Genomic DNA, 16,981 nt, shown 5'->3' on the forward strand with positions numbered 1-16,981 from the left:
GCAGACGTTTGGGGCGCGCGGACGGCAGTCGCGCGGGGAGGCAGCTACCATGGTCGACGTCACCGCGGGACAGGGCGTAGGCACCGCAAGGCCCTCGATCCCCTCCCTCAACGAGATCGTCAACGTCCTCAAGCGCGGCGACATCGCGCTGGCGCTCGGCATCCTCACCATCCTGGTGGTGCTGATCCTGCCGCTGCCCGCGATCGTGCTGGACCTGTTCCTGGCGATCTCGATCACGCTGTCGATCCTGATCCTGATGACCTCGCTGTTCATCCAGACACCGCTGGAATTCTCGGCCTTCCCGACCATCCTGCTGATCTCGACCATGCTGCGCCTGTCGCTCAACATGGCTTCGACCCGGCTGATCCTGTCGCACGGGCACGAGGGCACGGCTGCCGCCGGTCACGTCATCGAGGCCTTCGGCAGCTTCGTGATGGGCGGCAATTTCGTCATCGGCATCATCGTCTTCGCCATCCTGATCATCGTCAATTTCGTCGTCATCACCAAGGGTTCGGGCCGTATCGCCGAAGTCGCCGCCCGCTTCCACCTCGACGCCATGCCCGGCAAGCAGATGGCGATCGACGCCGACCTCGGCGCCGGCCTGATCGACGAAAAGGTCGCCAAGCACCGCCGCAAGGAGCTGGAGGACGAGAGCGGCTTCTTCGGCGCCATGGACGGTGCCTCCAAATTCGTCCGCGGCGACGCCATCGCCGGCCTCTTGATCGTCTTCATCAACGTCGTCGGCGGCATGATCATCGGCGTGGCGCAGCAGGGCATGTCCTTTGCCGACGCCGGGCGCAGCTACACGCTGCTGACCGTCGGTGACGGCCTCGTCACCCAGGTGCCGGCGCTGATCGTCTCGACCGCCGCCGGCCTGCTCGTCTCTAAGGCCGGCGTCTCCGGCGCCGCCGACAAGGCGCTGATGAAGCAGTTCTCCGGCTATCCGCAGGCGCTCGCGATGTCCTCGGCGGTCATGCTGGTGCTGGCGGCCCTGCCGGGCATTCCGACCATCCCCTTCCTGGCGCTCGGCGCCGGCGCCGGCGCGCTGGCCTGGCACGCCCGCAACCACAAGCGCACCGCCGTCAAGGCCGAGGAAGCCGCCATGGCCGCGCCGGTCGCCGGCCAGCCCGGTGCACCGGGCGCTGCGGCCGCCGAAGAGCCGATCTCGGCGGCGCTCAAGATCGACGATCTCAAGATCGAGCTCGGCTATGCGCTGCTGCCGCTGGTCAACGGCCCCGATGGCACCGACCGCCTCACCGAGCAGATCAAGGCGCTGCGCCGTTCGCTCGCGATCGAGATGGGTTTTGTGATGCCGGCGGTGCGCATCCTCGACAACGTCCAGCTCGAGGCCAACACCTACATCATCAAGATCAAGGAGGTCGACGCCGGCACCGGCAAGATCTGGCCGAACCAGTTCATGGTCATGGACCCCGGCGGCAGCCAGGTGCAGGTGCCCGGCATCCACACCACCGAGCCGACCTTCGGCCTGCCCGCGACCTGGGTCGACGCCAGCCTCAAGGAGGAGGCCTCACTCAAGGGCTACACCGTCGTCGACGCCGCGACCGTGCTCTCGACCCACCTCACCGAGTTGCTCAAGGCCAACATGTCGGACCTGCTCTCCTATGGCGAGGTGCAGAAGCTGCTCAAGGAGCTGCCGAAGGAGCAGAGCGAGCTGGTCAAGGACATCGTGCCGGGACAGGTCACGGTCTCCGGCATCCAGCGCGTGCTGCAGCTCCTGCTCGCCGAGCGCATCTCGATCCGCGATCTCTCCACCATCCTCGAAGGCATCGCCGATTCGCTCGCCTTCTCGCGCAATCCCGCCACCATGGTCGAGCATGTCCGGGCCCGCCTGGCGCGACAGATCTGCGCGCAGAACACCTCCTATGCCGGCTATCTGCCGCTGATCGCGCTGTCGGCGCGGTGGGAGCAGGCCTTTGCCGAATCCATCATCGGCCAGGGCGAGGAGCGCAGCCTTGCGATGCAGCCCTCGAAATTGTCGGAGTTCATGACCGGCGTGCGCGAGGCATTCGAGCGCGCCGCCCGCGAAGGCGAGGCGCCGGTGCTGGTCACCTCTGCGGCAATTCGTCCCTTCGTCCGCTCCCTGGTGGAACGGTTCCGGGCCCAGACGACGGTGCTGTCGCAGGCCGAGATCCACCCCAGGGCGAGGTTGAAAACGGTCGGAAGCATCTGATTTGCCTTAAGAAGCCGTGTGTTTTTCGGCCACAGGCAAATGGTTTTTGAGTTCCTGGCGCCTTGTGGACCAACCCTCGACAAGGCGCCTGAGAAACACATTACAGCTTTGAAATAATTACCAAAACGCACGATCAAGGATCGCTTTTGATCGCGATCTTTCACGTCCTGTCACGCTCTTGTGATGGCCTCTTGGGAACGAATCCCCCCAATACTAGGTTGTTGGGCACCGGAAGCATGAACCTGCCTGAAACGGCCGGCGACTACTTCGGGTAGATGGCGGCAGGAGGCTTCCATGAACCACTCGATCTACAGCGCAGATCGCGCGACCCATTTGAAAGTCGTGGTCGTCGCCCTCGTCGCAGGGATCGCGGTGGCGGGCCTCGGCATCACGGCACGCACGGGTTCGGATCATGGTCTGACCCAGAGCGCCCGCGTCATCAAGGCCGACAAGCCGGTTGTTATCACCAGCGCGAATGCGTCCCTCGTTCGCTAAGGAGATCTGACGAGTTTTGTGAATTCACGCGGCTCTTTACCAGCCCCCCAAAGTCGCCACGTGGATATGTAGACGACCCCAACCCCAAGTCGACTACAGAAAGCGCCCGCCCCCCACGGGCGCTTTCTCATGTCTGGGGTAGGGATTGATAGAGGGCGAGAAGCAGCGGCATCCCCTGCTCATGTCCCGGACGCAGCGCGCGAGCGCAGCGAAGCAATCCAGAGTCTTTCCGCGGAGACAATGTCGATCCCGTTATCCTGAGGTGCGAGGCATGCGATGCAAACGCATCGCATGCGGAGCCTCGAAGGATGAACGGCCGAGATGCAGACGGGCTGTCGCCCTTCGAGGCCTCCGCTTCGCTCCGGCGCCTCAGGGTGACGATCTTAGATGTTGCTTGCGGCAGCATTCCTTATTCGCTTTCGACGTGGAGACACAGCTTCGCATCCTCGCGGCGCATTTCGCCCGAGCTTTGCTTCATCGCTTCACCCTCGTTTGAAAGAGGGCGCAGGGAAGACCGGGAGCCGGCTGGCACCCGCGGTCCACTGTGCGAAACCTGCGTGACAAGAAGTTGCACAGCGGCATACAGGTGTAGCCAGGACATCCCGGCCCTCCCTGCGCAGTGGCTTTACGGCTTATGTCGTGCTCTCCCCGGGGAGCGTTGCACTATTGCCCCCGTCGCCTTGCGGATGGCTGACGGATGCGTCCGGTTGGACGACACCCATCACCACAAGACTTGGCGCACAGACCCCGGGCGCCAGGACGACACGATTTTGCCGTACGCGGATCACACCGGTCGTGTGCGCGACGGCCTTGCTCACAGTTGCCCGCCCTGCAAAACCCTTCGCGCCGATGTCACCTGCGTCCACCGCCGCCCGGCCCGCGTTCGTGACGATCGCGATACGCCCCTCTTCCTTGGGCCGGGTTGAGGCGACACATACGTCATTTCCGAATTTCGGTAAAGTGGAATATTTTTGGCGCAGCGCGTTGACCCAGGGCTCGCGTGTTTTGCCCGTCGACCAACGCAAGGGCTTGTAGGGGGAGGAGCGCGAGACTACCGCGCCCCATAGCTCGGCGGCGGTGCCTGCACCGTCGGCGCTGCCGCGGCGAACAGCTCATCCTTGCTGCCGGTCAGCGGCGGATAGATGCGCTTGCGGTTGATGATGTTCTTGGTCGTCTTCGCGGCCGCACCGGTGGCGCGGACCTCGCGGTCCCACCCCTCGGTATAGAGCGCGCCCCAGCCGCCGAGATCGAGCACGGTCACGTACCAGTCGATCCGCAGCGGCAGCAGCGGCAAGCCGGCGAGATCGGCGACCACATTGTGGCCGGCGAAGCGGCCCATGGGGCGCGCGAACTGGCAGGACATCACGGTCGGATGGAGCCCGTCGACCACGCTCGAGGCGACGTCGCCGGCCGCGAACACGCCGCCGACATCCGCAACCCGCATGAAGGGATCGACCAGCAGACGTCCGAGCCGGTCGCGCGCGTCCGGAAAGCACGCCGCCAGGGGGCTCGCACGCATGCCGGCACACCAGATCACCGTCTGCGCCGGAATGAACTCGCCGGAGCTCAAGCGAATGCCGGCCGCCTCGACCGAGACGACGCGCACGCCGAGGCGCATCTCGACGTCGAGCGCGGCCAACGCCGTCTCGATGACGGGACGCGCCGGCGTGCCGATGGTGGCGCCGACCGCGGCGTTAGGATCGACCAGGATGATGCGGCGGCTGCCGGTGATGCCCGCACGCGCCAGCCTGTCGGGCATCTCGGCCGCGACCTCGATGCCGGTAAAGCCCGCGCCGATCACCACCACCGTCGACCGCCCCGGCGACGGCGCGCTGCGGCCGAGCGAGACGAGATGATCCTCGAGGTGAAGCGCCGCGGTATAGGTATCGACATCGAAGGCGTGCTCGGCAAGGCCTGGAATGTCGGGACGCATCACCTCACTGCCGAGCGCCAGCACCAGGCGGTCATAGACCAGCGTCTGCTCGCCGCTGCTCGTGACCAGCGAAATTTCGTGCCGGACCGGATCGATGGCTTCGACCTCGCCGATCTCGTGACTGACACCGACGGGATCGAGCAGCTGCGGCAACGGGATCGCGACCTCGCTGAGATCGACCTCGTAATTGCGCACACGGATGTTGTGATAGGGATTGCGATCGATCAGGCAGATCTCGATGTCGCTGACAGCGCCGATCTCGTCGCGCTTGCGTGCGGCACCGATGGCCGCCCACAGGCCTGCAAATCCGGCGCCGAGCACGACGATACGCGCCATGTCCGTTGACTGCACTTTCCCAATGGAACGACAAGGGAACGACAAGGGAACGACAAGCGATCGAGCGGTCTACCCGCACAGGTAGATATAGCTCATCGCCGCGAATGGGCCAACTGTGATCCGCAGAACGAAACCGGGGCGCGCCTCACGCCTCGCGCAATTCCGACGGTGTCGCGCCAAAGCGCTTGCGGAACGCACGGTTGAAATATGACAGATCGGAAAAGCCCGAGGAGTGCGCGATGTCGCTGATCTTGCGCGCCCTGGCGCGGGGATCGCCGAGCAGCTTGCGCGCCTGCAGCAGGCGCTGCTCCAGCACGAATTCGGTGAAGGTCGTGCCGGCCTGCTCGAACAGGCGTTGCGCCTGGCGTGGGCTTAAGCCCGAGCGCGTCGCGATCTCGGACAGGCAGAGATCGTTGCGGCCGAGCGCGGCCATCACATCGGCGCGCATGAGGTCGAGGCGCGCCGCCGCATGGCCACGGCCACGCGCAAGACTTGCATGCTCGGCATCGGTGCCGAGCAGGAGGCCGACCAGATCGACCATATGCTGCGCGGTCAGGCGCTGGCCCACCGCGTCGAGATGCGGCGCGTGATTGGCGGCGAGCGCGTGGTAGCGGAAGATGGTCTCGGCGACTGCGCCGTCGCTGAGCACTTGCGACAGCTTGTCCTCGGCACGCGGATTGATGTCGAGCAGCGCGCGGCGCGGCATGCGGATGGTGGTGAAGCGGTTTTCATCGGTGTGACCGACGGTGCCGGTGATGCTCATGTCGACGAGCACCATCTGCGCGGGCGCAAGCTCCACGGTGTGGCCGTTCTGCCCGACACGGACGAGGCCGGCATGTGCGGCGATCAGCACGAGGTCGTCGCTGCCGTCGGCAAGGTGGCTCTGGGTGCGGGAATATTGCGCGGAGTCGCCTTCCGGAATGGCGAGCGCGATGTTGTCGACCACGCTGATCTGGAGCCGGCAATCGATGCTGTCGCCATGGCTCGGCCCGATATCGAGGCCGCAGGCACCGAAGGCCCGCTCGCGCCAATGCTCGAACGCAGGGCCGTGCGGCAGTCCGGTGTATTGGTGAACGAAGATGCCGGGCGTTTTCGCTGCATCCATTTGTTTTCTAGCCCCTCTTTCGGCTCCGCGATCGGCGGCGCCGACTGCAATTTCCGGGAATTTGACGCCACGAATTGCGGCAAGGTTCAAATCGGGGGCGGATTCAAGGCGACTTGTCGGGATGCGACGGCAGGATGGACCGTGGCGACAAACGCGGCTTCGTAGCCCGGATGGAGCGAAGCGCAATCCTGGGTTGTCGCCTGATGGCGCGGTGGTCCCGGATTGCGCTGCATCCGGGCTACGGGACCTACTTCTTCGCCGGGGCGGGCGCCTGCGGCTGGGACGGCGGTACGGTCTCGATCAGCTTGCCGGAAAAGATGGGGGCCGAGGTCGGCTGGCCGTTGGGCGAGCCGCCGGCCTGCTCGACCGTGACCGCGTAGGTGGCGCCGTTGACGACTTCGGAATCATAGGAGGCGAGCAGCGGACGCGCGGTGAATTCGCCGGCGCCGATCACACCGAGCGAGCGCGGGCGCGGCAGCTTGTCGGAGATCAGCCAGAGCTCGAAGCTCTTGCCGGGCTCCGGCGTCGCGCCGACCTTGCGCACGGTAAAGTTCTTGGTCGCGCCGTCGATGGTGAGGATGAAGGCGGGGCCGCCGCCCTGGCCCTGCAGCAGCGCGACATATTGCGCGGCGGCGGTGAGCGGCGCGGCCGGCGTCTTCACTTCCACCGTCTGGATGCGCGGCGCGGGACGTAAAGCCCCCGGCAGCGCGTCGGGCAGGAAGATCTGAAGCGACAGCGTCACCAGCAGCGCGGCCGCGAGCGCGCCGACCGCGGATGCGATCGAGCGCCAGCGCTTCACGCGGCCCTCGAGGCGGATCACGTTGGTGTCGTCGGCGATCGGCACCTGCGGCGTCCGGACGACCTCGGGATCGGGCGCGTGCACCTGCGGCATGAACACCTGCGCGATGTCGGGTATCGCATCGGATCCGGAGCGCGTCGGCTCGGGCTGCTCTGCTTCGGGAGGCTGCGGCTCTGGTTGCGGCACCTGCTCCAGCGGCGCTTCCGGCGGCGCGGCTTCGACGGGCGGGACTGGCGGCGGTACGACGTCGGCCAGAACAGGCGGCTGCTGCGCAAGCACCGTGCGCGCGATCTCGGACCTGATGTTCTCCCACACGACCGGACGCGGCTCGACCGAGCCGACCATCTGGTTGAGGGCGCCGAGCCGATAGGCCCAGGCCTGCACGATGTCGGCGAACGCCGGGTCCACCGCCATCATGGTCTCGACCTGCGCGCGCTCATCGGCCTCGAGCGTACCGAGCGCATATTCCGCGGCGAGCGCGATATGGTCCTCCGAGTAGGCCATCACATGCAGTCCAGAACCACCCTCACCGTATAAACCTTCATAGTCCGAGGCACTCCCGGATATCCAACATGCTGCGCCGGAGCCACGTCTTCACCGTGTTGACGGGAGCTGCGAATTTCTCCGCCAATTGCTCGCGGCTCCAGCCGTTGTAATAGGCGAGAAGCACGAGCCGCTGACGGTCGGGCTCGAGCCGGCCGATGCATTCCAGCAGCCGCTTCAACTCCTCGGTCATCTCCCGGCGCGCCAGCGGATCGGGGCTGTCGGCCGCGACCTCCATCGCCTGCGGCTCCTCCTCGATCGAGACCTCCGACTTCTTGCGCACGATGTCGATCGCACGGTTGCGCGCGATCGAGGCCATCCACGTGATCGGCGACGACAGCGCGGGATTGAACTGGCCGGCACTGTTCCAGATCTTGACGTAGGTCTCCTGAATGACCTCCTCTGCGAGATCCTGTCGGCGCAAGATACGGAGCACGACACCATAGAGTTTCGCGCGCGTGGCGGCGTAGAGGCGCTCGAAAGCCGCCTGATCGCCCTTCGCCACCGCCTCGATCAACCCGACCAGCTCTGCTGGCGTCAGCATTCAGCCCCCCAACTCTTCCTCCCTCTCCCCCGCCTGCGGGGTCGGGACGAGCTACGCTCGCCCTGAGAGGGTCGGGGTGAGGGGGAGTCTCCGCAAGGGAGGTTGCAGACGGACCCGCGGAGAGTCCCCCTCACCCGGATCGCGCCGGACAATGCTACGCATCGCCGGGGCAATCCGACCTCTCCCCTCAAAGCGGGGCGAGGTAAACCATCCACCACCATAGCGCGTGGCCAAGCCGTCCACCAAGGGGTGCGGCGCCACACTGTGGATAGCACATGCGAAAACCCGGACCTTGCGGGTCCGGGTTTTACAAATTCTCGGCGGTTTGGCCGCTGGCTGTGTCTTTAGGCGACGGCGCCGATGCGGGCGCGCATCAGGCCGATGCTGTCGAGGTCGGCCTGCTCGCGGGCATTTTCCTCGGCGCGCTCGCGGGCCTGGTCGCGTTCGTCCAGGAGTTCGACCTTCTTGAGCTCCTCGAAGGCCTCGGCCAGCGCGGCCTTGGCTTCGTCGAGCTGGCCCTTGAGCTCGTCGGCCGAGCGGGTCAGGTTCTCGCGGCGCTGAATGGCGGCCTTGGCATAGGTCGGATAGGCGAAGTGCGAGGGATCGTTGATCCCGGCACGCTCCTGCTCGGTCGTGATCTCGCGTTCAAGATCGGTCGACATCCGCTGGAAGTCGGCGATCATGGTCTCGATCTGGGTGACCCGGCGGCGCTTCTCGTCGACCTGAAACTTCTTCAGGCGGATGAGGGTATCTCGTGACTTCATCGACTCATACTCCCCAGAAGTCCCCTCGCTGCACGTGGGACGTCACCGGTCTCCCCACAGGCCCGACTGGGGCCAAGACCGGCTCTGCTACTCTGTGGGATGGGATGATGACCTGACAAAGTTAGCGTTCCGTTTCCAAATTACCGAGGATATGCGCCAATTGGCGATAGCCGTCAGCCAGAGACGCATTTTCGTCCTTGCGCTGGCGCAGGAACGCCTCGAGCGGTTCGTGCAGGCGGATCGCCTCGTCGACCTCGGGGCTGGAGCCGGCCCGGTAGGCGCCGAGCCGGATCAATTCCTCCATGTCGGCATAGGTCGCCATCACCGCGCGCGCCTTCTGGATGGTCGGCCAGAACTGCGGATCGGCCGATTTCGGCATGGTGCGGGAGACGGATTTGAGGATGTTGATGGCGGGGTAGCGGCCGCGCTCGGCGATCGAGCGCTGCATCACGATGTGGCCGTCAAGGATGCCGCGGACGGCGTCCGCAATCGGCTCGTTATGGTCGTCGCCGTCGACCAGCACCGTGAAGATCGCGGTGATGGCGCCCTCTCCCAGGCCCGGTCCGGCGCGCTCCAGAAGTTTCGGCAGCTCGGTGAAGACGGTCGGGGTGTAGCCCTTGGCCGTCGGCGGCTCGCCGGCGGACAGGCCGATCTCGCGCTGGGCCATGGCAAAGCGCGTCACCGAATCCATCAGGCAGAGCACATCCTGGTTCTCGTCGCGAAAATATTCGGCGACCGCGAGCGTCAGATACGCCGCCTGGCGGCGCATCAGCGCCGGCTCGTCGGAGGTCGCAACCACGACGACGGAACGCGCGAGGCCCTCCTCGCCGAGGTCGTCCTGCAAGAATTCCTGAACCTCGCGGCCGCGTTCGCCGATCAGCCCGATGACGCTGACGGCGGCATCGACGTTGCGCGCGAGCATCGACAGCAGCACCGATTTGCCGACGCCGGACCCTGCGAAGATGCCCATGCGCTGGCCGCGGCAGCAGGTGAGGAAGGTGTTCATCGCGCGCACGCCGAGGTCGAGCGGGGCGCCGACACGCTTGCGCGAATGCGCCGGCGGCGGCGCATTGCGGAACGGCATCGGCGAGGCGCCTTGCGGCAGCGGTCCCTTGCCGTCGATCGGCTCGCCCAGCGCGTTGACGACGCGGCCGAGCCAGGCCGACGACGGCCGCACCAGATTGGCGGCATTGGCGATCACGGCCTTGCAGCCGCGGCGCACGCCGTCGAGGCCGGCGAACGGCATCACGACAGCATTGTTGCCGGAGAAGCCGATCACCTCGCAGGGAATCGAACGGTTGGCGCCGGTCTCGATCACCAGCCGCGCGCCGACCGACATCGCGTGGATGGGGCCGGCCACCTCGACCATCAGGCCGCGCACACCGACGACGCGGCCGTAAATATTGATGCCGTCGATATCGCCGATCTGTTCGGCAAGCGCCTTCATAAGAGAGCCTTCATCAGGAGCGCGCTTTCATATGAGGCTTCATAGAATGGCCGCCCGCTTTCGTGAGCCCCGGGCCTTCACGGGGAAAACCTTAAGTTTCGCCATATTTCTGAACGGCGCTTAACTTCGTGTTTACCCGCATCATTAATCATTGCGTCACTGTCTTTGTGACTGAGCGTGACTCCCCTTCAGAAGAAGGCTGAGTCGCGGGAGTCGGTTAGGCCCGTCTCTTAAAGTGGAACTTGAACAGAACCGGGTGACGAAAGCTGCTTCGTACACAAGACCTTAGGGCGATTCGACAAAAATTGCACCCGGGGGACTTGCGTTCCAGAATCAGGATTTGTTAACCATCTGTTGTCAGGATCCGAATCAGTTGTTCAAAGGCGTTTTGTTGAGTGCCGCGAATGCGGCCGACCTGACGCCCAGGAGCGGCGACTATGGGGAACTGGCATGCGCGTTTTGCTGATTGAAGATGACAGCGCCGTCGCGCAGTCGATCGAGCTGATGCTGAAGTCTGAGAGCTTCAACGTCTACACGACCGATTTGGGGGAAGAAGGCGTCGATCTCGGTAAATTATACGATTACGACATTATCCTTCTCGACCTCAACCTGCCCGACATGTCCGGCTACGACGTGCTCAAGCAGCTTCGGGTCTCCAAGATCAAGACCCCGATCCTGATCCTCTCCGGCCTCGCCGGCATCGAGGACAAGGTCAAGGGTCTCGGCGTCGGCGCCGACGACTACATGACCAAGCCCTTCCATAAAGACGAGCTGGTGGCCCGCATCCATGCGATCGTGCGCCGCTCCAAGGGTCACGCCCAGTCGGTCATCCAGACCGGCGACCTCGTCGTCAACCTCGACACCAAGACGGTGGAAGTCGGCGGCCAGCGCGTGCATCTGACCGGCAAGGAATATCAGATGCTGGAGCTGCTCTCGCTCCGCAAGGGCACGACCCTCACCAAGGAAATGTTCCTCAACCATCTCTATGGCGGCATGGACGAGCCCGAGCTGAAGATCATCGACGTCTTCATCTGCAAGCTCCGCAAGAAGCTGGCCAACGCTTCCGAGGGACGCAATTTCATCGAGACCGTCTGGGGCCGCGGCTACGTGCTGCGCGAGCCGCACGAGCACGAAGAGCGCATTCCCGCCTGATCTTCTGGGTTTACGTCGCAAGCCCTCCCGGGCTTGCTCCTCCCAGCCTGGACCCCGCCGCAAATGGCGGGGTTTTGTTTTTTGGGGATGCCAAGGCGGTTCAAAGGCGGCTTCATCGCCCTCCCGCCATTGAACCGCTATCCTCCTCCCATCGACGAATGGTCGCTGCACGATGGGGGAACGATGATCCTGCAATCACTGGCCGGCCTGCCCGCCTTCCTGGTCTATTTCTGCACCGGGCTGATCGCGATCGTGGCGTATCTGTTCGTCTATACCCGCATCACCGCGCATAACGAGTTCCAGCTGATCCGCGACAACGAGCCGGCGGCGGCGATCGCGCTCGGCCTCAGCCTGCTCGGCTTCGTGGCGCCGCTGGTCAGCGCCATCGCACATTCGGCCAACGTGCTGGACTGCCTGATCTGGGCGATGATCGCACTGATCGTGCAGGTCATCGTGTTCTTTCTCGTGCGCGTGCCGGTGCCGAACCTGTCGGCGCGGATCGCGGCCGGCGAGCTGGCGCCGGCCATCTGGCTCGGGCTGTCCTCACTCGCGGCGGGACTGCTCAACGCCGCCAGCATGATCTATTGAGATGGCCGACAAACCTTCCAACAAGCAGTTCGGCAAGCGCCGGCCACGCCTGCCACAGCCATTGCCGTTGCCGGCCAAAGAGCCGGTGAAGCGCTCCGGCCATGTCGCGCTGCTGGTGATGGGCACGCTCGCGGTCGGCACCACCGCGTACACGATGATGCCGCGGCAGAATTGCGAGCCCCCTCCGCCCGGAACGGACCCGGCGGTGCAGACAAGCACCAATTGCAGCAGCAGAAGCAGCTCCTCGAGCAGCGGCAGTTCGCGCTGGTCGTCACGGTCGAGCTTCTTCAGCAGCGATTCCTCGAGCCACTCCTCATCGGGCACGTCGTCCGATTCCGGCCACAGCAGCGTCAGCCGCGGCGGCTTCGGCTCGTTCGGCCATGGCTTCTCGGGTGGAGGCTAACAATGCAGCGCATCACGTGCCTGGAGCGCGACGATTGGCGAGAGACCGCGGCGCAATGCGGCTTCGTCTTCCACACCATCGACGGCGAACGCTATTGGGACGAGCGCGCCTATTACGGCTTCACGCTCGACGAGATCGAGCGCGGCATCGAGACGCCGACCGCCGAGATCGAGGCGATGTGCCTGGAGCTTGCCGGCCGCGTCATCGGCGAGGAGCGATACCTGCGGCGCTTGCAGATTCCGGAAGCGTTCTGGAATTTGATCGCAGAGAGCTGGCAGCGCGACGACCGCAGCCTCTATGGCCGGCTCGATTTGAAGTTCGACGGCAAGTCGCCGGCAAAACTGCTCGAATACAACGCGGATACGCCGACCTCGATCTTCGAGGCCGCGGTGTTTCAATGGACCTGGCTCGAGCAGGCGATCGAGCGCCGTATCGTCCCTGTTCGCGCCGATCAGTTCAACTCCATCCATGAGCGACTGATCGCGGCGTGGAAGGAGATCGCCGCGGGCCGTCACGTCCATCTCACCGGCACCACCGACAACTCGGAAGACGCCGGCACGCTCGCTTATCTCGAAGACACCGCGCGCCAGGCCGGCCTCTCGACCAGGCTGCTCGACATCGAAGAGGTCGGCTGGCGCGATGAGCCTGGCGGCTTCGTCGATCTCGACGAGGCCGACATCGCACTCGCCTTCAAGCTCTATCCCTGGGAATGGATGTTCCACGATTCCTTCGGCGCAAAGCTGAAGGACGCAGCCACGCGCTGGATCGAGCCGCCGTGGAAGGCGGTGCTCTCCAACAAGGGCATCTTGCCGCTGCTCTGGGAGATGTTTCCGAACCATCCCCATCTGCTGCCAGCGTTCTTCGAGGATGACGCGCGGGCAGCGGAGCTCGGAACATCCTACGTACGCAAGCCGCTGTTGTCGCGCGAAGGCGCCAACGTCACGATCGTGTCCGGCGGCGTATCGCTCGACGAGCAGGAAGGTCCCTACGGCGCCGAAGGTTTTGTGCGCCAGGCGCTCTCGCCGCTGCCGAATTTCTCAGGCTTTTATCCGGTGATCGGAAGCTGGTTGGTGAATCACGAGCCGTGCGGCCTGTCGATCCGCGAGGACGAGAGCCCGATCACCGGCAACCGCTCGCGATTTCTGCCGCATGCGATTTTGTGAGTGCAATGGCGCATGAGACGTATCTCTCGGCGCAATTGAAAGTATCGTAGGGTGGGCAAAGCGAAGCGTGCCCACCATTTCTGTTGCAGTGTTGGATCGATGGTGGGCACGGCGCAAGTGCGCCTTTGCCCACCCTACAATTCCGGACTCGCGGAAGGATCACCGCGCCGCGGCAACCTTCAACGACGGCGGCATCAATCCGCCCATGGGTCGGCCGGAGCGTGCGGGGTTGAGCTGGTAGAGACCGCGGCGCTCGGCGATGGGACGGAACGCATCGGTGATGCCGACGACCGATTCCGCAGCGCCCAGCAACAGCGTGCCGTCGGCCTCCAGGCCCTTCGCCATCCGCTCGAAGATCACCGCCTTGGTGTCCTGGTCGAAATAGATCAGCACGTTGCGGCAGAAGATCACGTCGAAGGTGCCGAGATGGGAGAAGTCCTGCAGCAGATTGAGCTGGCGGAACTGCACCATGGCGCGAATGTCGGCATGGAGCTGCCAGGTCTCGCCGGATTGCGTGAAGTACTTCATCAGGTGCTGGATCGGCAGGCCGCGCTGCACCTCGAACTGGCTGTAGATGCCGGCCTTGGATTTCTCCAGCACCTCCTGCGACAGATCGGTGGCGACGATCTCGATGCGCCAGCCGGCCAATGCTGCGCCCATCTCCTTCACGCACATCGCGATCGAATAGGGCTCCTGCCCCGTCGACGACGCCGCCGACCAGATGCGCAAGCTCTTGCGCGCCGCCCGCGCCTTGATCAGGCCCGGCAGGATGGTGTCGCGTAAATGATCGAACGGGATCTTGTCGCGGTAGAAGAAGGTCTCGTTGGTGGTCATCGCTTCGACCACGTCGGTCGCAAGCCGGCCATCGCCGTTCCTGATCTTCAGCACCAGATCGGGAATGCCTGATAGACTCGCCTTGCGCGCCAGCGGCAAGAGCCGGCTCTCGACCAGATATTGCTTGTCGGGCGACAGATCGAGGCCGGAGCGCTCTTTCAGGAACTTGCGCACATAATCGTAGTCAACCGGCGTCACGCGCGATCTCCCGCGAACAGGCGGTTGACCTTGGCGCCGATCTGGTTGAGCGGCAGGATCGCCGCGCAGATGCCGGCATTGGCCGCCGCGCCCGGCATGCCCCAGACCACGCTGGAGGCTTCGTCCTGCGCGATGACGCTGCCGCCGGCGGCAACGATGTCCTTGCCGCCGCGCATGCCGTCCGAGCCCATCCCGGTCAGGATCACGGAGAGGATGCTGCCGTGCCAGATGTCGATGGCGGAGGTGAAGAGCGGATCGACCGCGGGCTTGCAGAAATTGACGGCGGGGCCGTCGTCGAGCGCGATCACGGTGTCCGCACCGCTGCGCGCCACGCGCATGTGCTTGCCGCCGGGCGCGAGATAAATCCGTCCCGGCTTCACCGGCTCGCCGTCGACCGCCTCGGCGGCCGGCTTACGGCTCGAACGCGCCAAATGCTCGGCAAGGATGGTGGTGAAGGTCGGCGGCATGTGCTGGGTGATCAGCACCGGGAAGCGGTCGATCACCGGGCCGAGCTCGGTGACGAGCGCCATCAGCGCCTGCGGACCGCCGGTCGAGGAGCCGATCAGCAGCACCTTGGGGGTCTGAATGGAGAACGGGCGCATGGTGAGCGCCCCGGATGACGCAGCAGGCACCGCCGGAGCGGGCACTGCGGGCCGCGCAACAGGACTACGCGGGGCCCGAGCCGGGCTCGCCGGCGCCAGCGGCGGGCTTGCCACCGCGGCCTTGCGACGCAGCCGCGCACCGAGATGGCGGATCTTCTGGATCAGGTCGTGATGAAAGATGTCGGCGGCCGACGCCTCGCGCGTCGATTCTGGCTTCGGAATGTAATCGGCGGCGCCGAGCGACAGCGCCTTGAAGCTGATCTCCGCGTTACGGCGGGTCAACGTCGAGGCCATGATGATGACGAGATCGCGCTTCTTCGCAAGCAGCTGCGGCAGCGCCGAGATGCCGTCGAGCTCGGGCATTTCGATGTCGAGCACGGCAACGTCAGGATTGATGCGTTCGATCTGGTTGACCGCTTCGAGCCCGGTGCGCAGCGAGGCAGCGACCTCCATGTCGTGCTCGGCGCCGATCCACCGCGAGATCAGACCGCGGATGACGACGGAGTCGTCGACGATCATCACCCGTAGCGGCCCCGCATCGCGCGAGCCGGTCGTGGCCGAATTACCTGCGAACGCAACACTCATTACTCACCAACTCAGACTGAAAGGGTACAGTTGAAAACATGCGCCGAAGAATCCCTTCGGACTCAGGCAGATCGCTCAGATGAGGCCGACTTCCTGGAATTTCGCCGTCACGATGTCCTTGTCGAACGGCTTCATGATGTATTCGTTGGCGCCGGCATGCAGCGCGCGCGCGATATGCGCGACGTCGTTCTCGGTGGTGCAGAACACCACCTTGGGCTGATCGCCGCCGGGCATGCGCCTGAGATGGCCGAGGAACTCGTAGCCGTCCATCACGGGCATGTTCCAGTCGAGAAGCACCGCATCGGGCAAGCCGCGCTTGCAGGCCTCCAGCGCCTTCTCACCGTCCTCGGCTTCGAGGATCTGGAAGTCGAGGCCCTCCAGGATCCGGCGCGCAACCTTGCGGATGACGCTGGAATCATCAACGACGAGACAAGTTCGCATGTGAACCTCTGCTTCCTCCCCCTTTGCGGGGGGCACTTCCAATTACTGGCACGTCGGCGGCGAGCCGCCGTATCAGGCCGCCATCATTTCCGGCGCGAGCTCGAGGACGCGATCGACGTCGAGGACGACCATGAGCTGGCCCTCGAGGCGGTGGACGCCGCCGGCGAGCTTGGCCATGCGGGGATCGAGGTTGACGGGATTTTCTTCCATGCCGGCTTCGGGCAGGCGCAGCACCTCGCCGATCTGGTCGATCAGGAGGCCATAGGATTCACCGCGGAGGTCGACGCCGACCGCCATCGGCACCTTGCCGTCCTCGGGCTGCGGCAGGCCGAGCCGGGCGCGCATGTCGACCACGGTGACGATGCGGCCGCGCAAGTTCAGCACGCCCGCGATCTCGCGCGAGGACAAGGGCACGCGGGTGACGCGTTCGGGCATGAACACGTCCTGGACGCGGGAGATCGGCAGCCCGAACAGCTGGCCGCCGATCATCGCGGTGACGTATTCGACCATGGCGCCTTCGCTGGACTGGGTCTTCTTGCTGGTCATAGGCGTATCTCCTGGTCCCGTCCCTTAGGCCGCCGCCCGGTTCAGCTCGGAGGCGCCGGCGGCGCCCGCGGTCTGCTCCTTCAGCGCCGCGATCAGACCGGGACGGTCGAACTTGGCGACATAGTCGTGGAAGCCGGCCTGGCGGCCGCGCTCGATCGCCGCCGGCGACACCAGCGCGGACAGGCCGATGATCGGCATCGAGCCGAGATTGTTGTCCGAGCGGATAACTTCCGCGAACTCGAACCCGTTCATGTCGGGCATCTCGATGTCGGTCAGGACCACATCGAAGCTCTGGGCCCGCAGCGCAGCCAG

The 16,981-nt window shown here is 65.0% G+C and carries 17 protein-coding genes; 6 read left to right on the plus strand and 11 right to left on the minus strand.

The genetic code is table 11. The features are described 5' to 3' along the window. Window positions 1–49 precede the first annotated feature (49 nt). Both flhA and GGD65_RS26600 read left to right on the plus strand, forming a co-directional pair. A complete protein-coding gene (gene flhA / locus GGD65_RS26595; protein ID WP_179734732.1) occupies window positions 50–2,191 on the plus strand; it encodes a flagellar biosynthesis protein FlhA in 2,142 nt (713 codons plus the stop codon). A gap of 294 nt (window positions 2,192–2,485) precedes the next feature. Next, window positions 2,486–2,686, plus strand: coding sequence for a hypothetical protein (locus GGD65_RS26600; protein WP_183237125.1), 201 nt, complete (start codon window positions 2,486–2,488; stop codon window positions 2,684–2,686). A 1,051-nt stretch (window positions 2,687–3,737) separates the two neighbouring features. Here the strand turns inward: GGD65_RS26600 and GGD65_RS26605 are convergent. From GGD65_RS26605 to fliI, 6 genes are all read right to left on the minus strand, one after another. After that, window positions 3,738–4,955 (minus strand): NAD(P)/FAD-dependent oxidoreductase, encoded by a 1,218-nt coding sequence (locus GGD65_RS26605; RefSeq protein WP_183237126.1) that lies wholly within the window; start codon window positions 4,953–4,955, stop codon window positions 3,738–3,740. Between the two features lie 145 nt (window positions 4,956–5,100). Continuing rightward, a complete protein-coding gene (locus tag GGD65_RS26610) occupies window positions 5,101–6,060 on the minus strand; it encodes an AraC family transcriptional regulator (protein WP_183237127.1) in 960 nt (319 codons plus the stop codon). Between the two features lie 247 nt (window positions 6,061–6,307). After that, the gene (locus tag GGD65_RS26615; protein WP_183237128.1) at window positions 6,308–7,363 is read right to left on the minus strand and encodes an anti-sigma factor domain-containing protein; all 1,056 of its coding nucleotides are present in this window, start codon (window positions 7,361–7,363) and stop codon (window positions 6,308–6,310) included. 37 nt (window positions 7,364–7,400) lie between these two features. Beyond that, on the minus strand, window positions 7,401–7,946 hold the full coding sequence (locus GGD65_RS26620) for a sigma-70 family RNA polymerase sigma factor (protein ID WP_018316925.1): 546 nt from the start codon (window positions 7,944–7,946) through the stop codon (window positions 7,401–7,403). Window positions 7,947–8,290: 344 nt separating this feature from the next. Further along, on the minus strand, window positions 8,291–8,710 hold the full coding sequence (gene fliJ, locus GGD65_RS26625; protein WP_008138882.1) for a flagellar export protein FliJ: 420 nt from the start codon (window positions 8,708–8,710) through the stop codon (window positions 8,291–8,293). Between the two features lie 121 nt (window positions 8,711–8,831). Then, complete coding sequence (gene fliI, locus GGD65_RS26630; protein WP_018316924.1) at window positions 8,832–10,157, minus strand: flagellar protein export ATPase FliI; 1,326 nt, start codon at window positions 10,155–10,157, stop codon at window positions 8,832–8,834. A gap of 450 nt (window positions 10,158–10,607) precedes the next feature. Here fliI and ctrA point away from each other — a divergent pair, with 450 nt between their 5' ends. From ctrA to GGD65_RS26650, 4 genes are all read left to right on the plus strand, one after another. Then, the gene (gene ctrA, locus GGD65_RS26635) at window positions 10,608–11,309 is read left to right on the plus strand and encodes a response regulator transcription factor CtrA (protein WP_008138878.1); all 702 of its coding nucleotides are present in this window, start codon (window positions 10,608–10,610) and stop codon (window positions 11,307–11,309) included. 183 nt (window positions 11,310–11,492) lie between these two features. After that, window positions 11,493–11,897, plus strand: coding sequence for a DUF350 domain-containing protein (locus tag GGD65_RS26640; RefSeq protein WP_026201752.1), 405 nt, complete (start codon window positions 11,493–11,495; stop codon window positions 11,895–11,897). 1 nt (window position 11,898) lies between these two features. After that, window positions 11,899–12,300 carry a hypothetical protein gene (locus GGD65_RS40340; RefSeq protein WP_179734740.1) on the plus strand — a complete coding sequence of 134 codons (402 nt, stop codon included), beginning with the start codon at window positions 11,899–11,901 and terminating at the stop codon, window positions 12,298–12,300. Between the two features lie 2 nt (window positions 12,301–12,302). Continuing rightward, window positions 12,303–13,463, plus strand: a complete 1,161-nt coding sequence (locus GGD65_RS26650; RefSeq protein WP_183237130.1) for a glutathionylspermidine synthase family protein — start codon at window positions 12,303–12,305, stop codon at window positions 13,461–13,463. A 159-nt stretch (window positions 13,464–13,622) separates the two neighbouring features. Here GGD65_RS26650 and GGD65_RS26655 read toward each other — a convergent pair whose 3' ends face one another. From GGD65_RS26655 to GGD65_RS26675, 5 genes are all read right to left on the minus strand, one after another. Further along, window positions 13,623–14,495 (minus strand): protein-glutamate O-methyltransferase CheR, encoded by an 873-nt coding sequence (locus GGD65_RS26655; RefSeq protein ID WP_183237131.1) that lies wholly within the window; start codon window positions 14,493–14,495, stop codon window positions 13,623–13,625. After that, complete coding sequence (locus GGD65_RS26660; protein ID WP_183237132.1) at window positions 14,492–15,682, minus strand: chemotaxis response regulator protein-glutamate methylesterase; 1,191 nt, start codon at window positions 15,680–15,682, stop codon at window positions 14,492–14,494. The genes GGD65_RS26655 and GGD65_RS26660 overlap by 4 nt, the downstream gene beginning before the upstream one ends. 75 nt (window positions 15,683–15,757) lie before the next feature. Further along, window positions 15,758–16,123 (minus strand): PleD family two-component system response regulator, encoded by a 366-nt coding sequence (locus tag GGD65_RS26665; protein ID WP_007600538.1) that lies wholly within the window; start codon window positions 16,121–16,123, stop codon window positions 15,758–15,760. 72 nt (window positions 16,124–16,195) lie between these two features. Further along, window positions 16,196–16,669 (minus strand): chemotaxis protein CheW, encoded by a 474-nt coding sequence (locus tag GGD65_RS26670; protein ID WP_179734749.1) that lies wholly within the window; start codon window positions 16,667–16,669, stop codon window positions 16,196–16,198. Between the two features lie 24 nt (window positions 16,670–16,693). Continuing rightward, the coding region (locus GGD65_RS26675) for a response regulator (RefSeq protein ID WP_183237133.1) at window positions 16,694–16,981 on the minus strand (288 nt) is incomplete at its 5' end.

Origin of the sequence: Bradyrhizobium sp. CIR18 (genome assembly GCF_014198295.1) — a bacterium.
Lineage (GTDB): Bacteria > Pseudomonadota > Alphaproteobacteria > Rhizobiales > Xanthobacteraceae > Bradyrhizobium.

What these genes read in the sequence shown, in the direction of transcription:
- GGD65_RS26615 (WP_183237128.1), bottom strand. Translation starts at nt 7,363, where the DNA reads ATGGCCTACTCGGAGGACCATATCGCGCTCGCCGCGGAATATGCGCTC.
- flhA (WP_179734732.1), top strand. Translation starts at nt 50, where the DNA reads ATGGTCGACGTCACCGCGGGACAGGGCGTAGGCACCGCAAGGCCCTCG.
- GGD65_RS26620 (WP_018316925.1), bottom strand. Translation starts at nt 7,946, where the DNA reads ATGCTGACGCCAGCAGAGCTGGTCGGGTTGATCGAGGCGGTGGCGAAG.
- GGD65_RS26605 (WP_183237126.1), bottom strand. Translation starts at nt 4,955, where the DNA reads ATGGCGCGTATCGTCGTGCTCGGCGCCGGATTTGCAGGCCTGTGGGCG.
- fliI (WP_018316924.1), bottom strand. Translation starts at nt 10,157, where the DNA reads ATGAAGGCGCTTGCCGAACAGATCGGCGATATCGACGGCATCAATATT.
- GGD65_RS26660 (WP_183237132.1), bottom strand. Translation starts at nt 15,682, where the DNA reads ATGAGTGTTGCGTTCGCAGGTAATTCGGCCACGACCGGCTCGCGCGAT.
- fliJ (WP_008138882.1), bottom strand. Translation starts at nt 8,710, where the DNA reads ATGAAGTCACGAGATACCCTCATCCGCCTGAAGAAGTTTCAGGTCGAC.
- GGD65_RS26670 (WP_179734749.1), bottom strand. Translation starts at nt 16,669, where the DNA reads ATGACCAGCAAGAAGACCCAGTCCAGCGAAGGCGCCATGGTCGAATAC.
- GGD65_RS40340 (WP_179734740.1), top strand. Translation starts at nt 11,899, where the DNA reads ATGGCCGACAAACCTTCCAACAAGCAGTTCGGCAAGCGCCGGCCACGC.
- GGD65_RS26610 (WP_183237127.1), bottom strand. Translation starts at nt 6,060, where the DNA reads ATGGATGCAGCGAAAACGCCCGGCATCTTCGTTCACCAATACACCGGA.
- GGD65_RS26650 (WP_183237130.1), top strand. Translation starts at nt 12,303, where the DNA reads ATGCAGCGCATCACGTGCCTGGAGCGCGACGATTGGCGAGAGACCGCG.
- GGD65_RS26665 (WP_007600538.1), bottom strand. Translation starts at nt 16,123, where the DNA reads ATGCGAACTTGTCTCGTCGTTGATGATTCCAGCGTCATCCGCAAGGTT.
- ctrA (WP_008138878.1), top strand. Translation starts at nt 10,608, where the DNA reads ATGCGCGTTTTGCTGATTGAAGATGACAGCGCCGTCGCGCAGTCGATC.
- GGD65_RS26600 (WP_183237125.1), top strand. Translation starts at nt 2,486, where the DNA reads ATGAACCACTCGATCTACAGCGCAGATCGCGCGACCCATTTGAAAGTC.
- GGD65_RS26640 (WP_026201752.1), top strand. Translation starts at nt 11,493, where the DNA reads ATGATCCTGCAATCACTGGCCGGCCTGCCCGCCTTCCTGGTCTATTTC.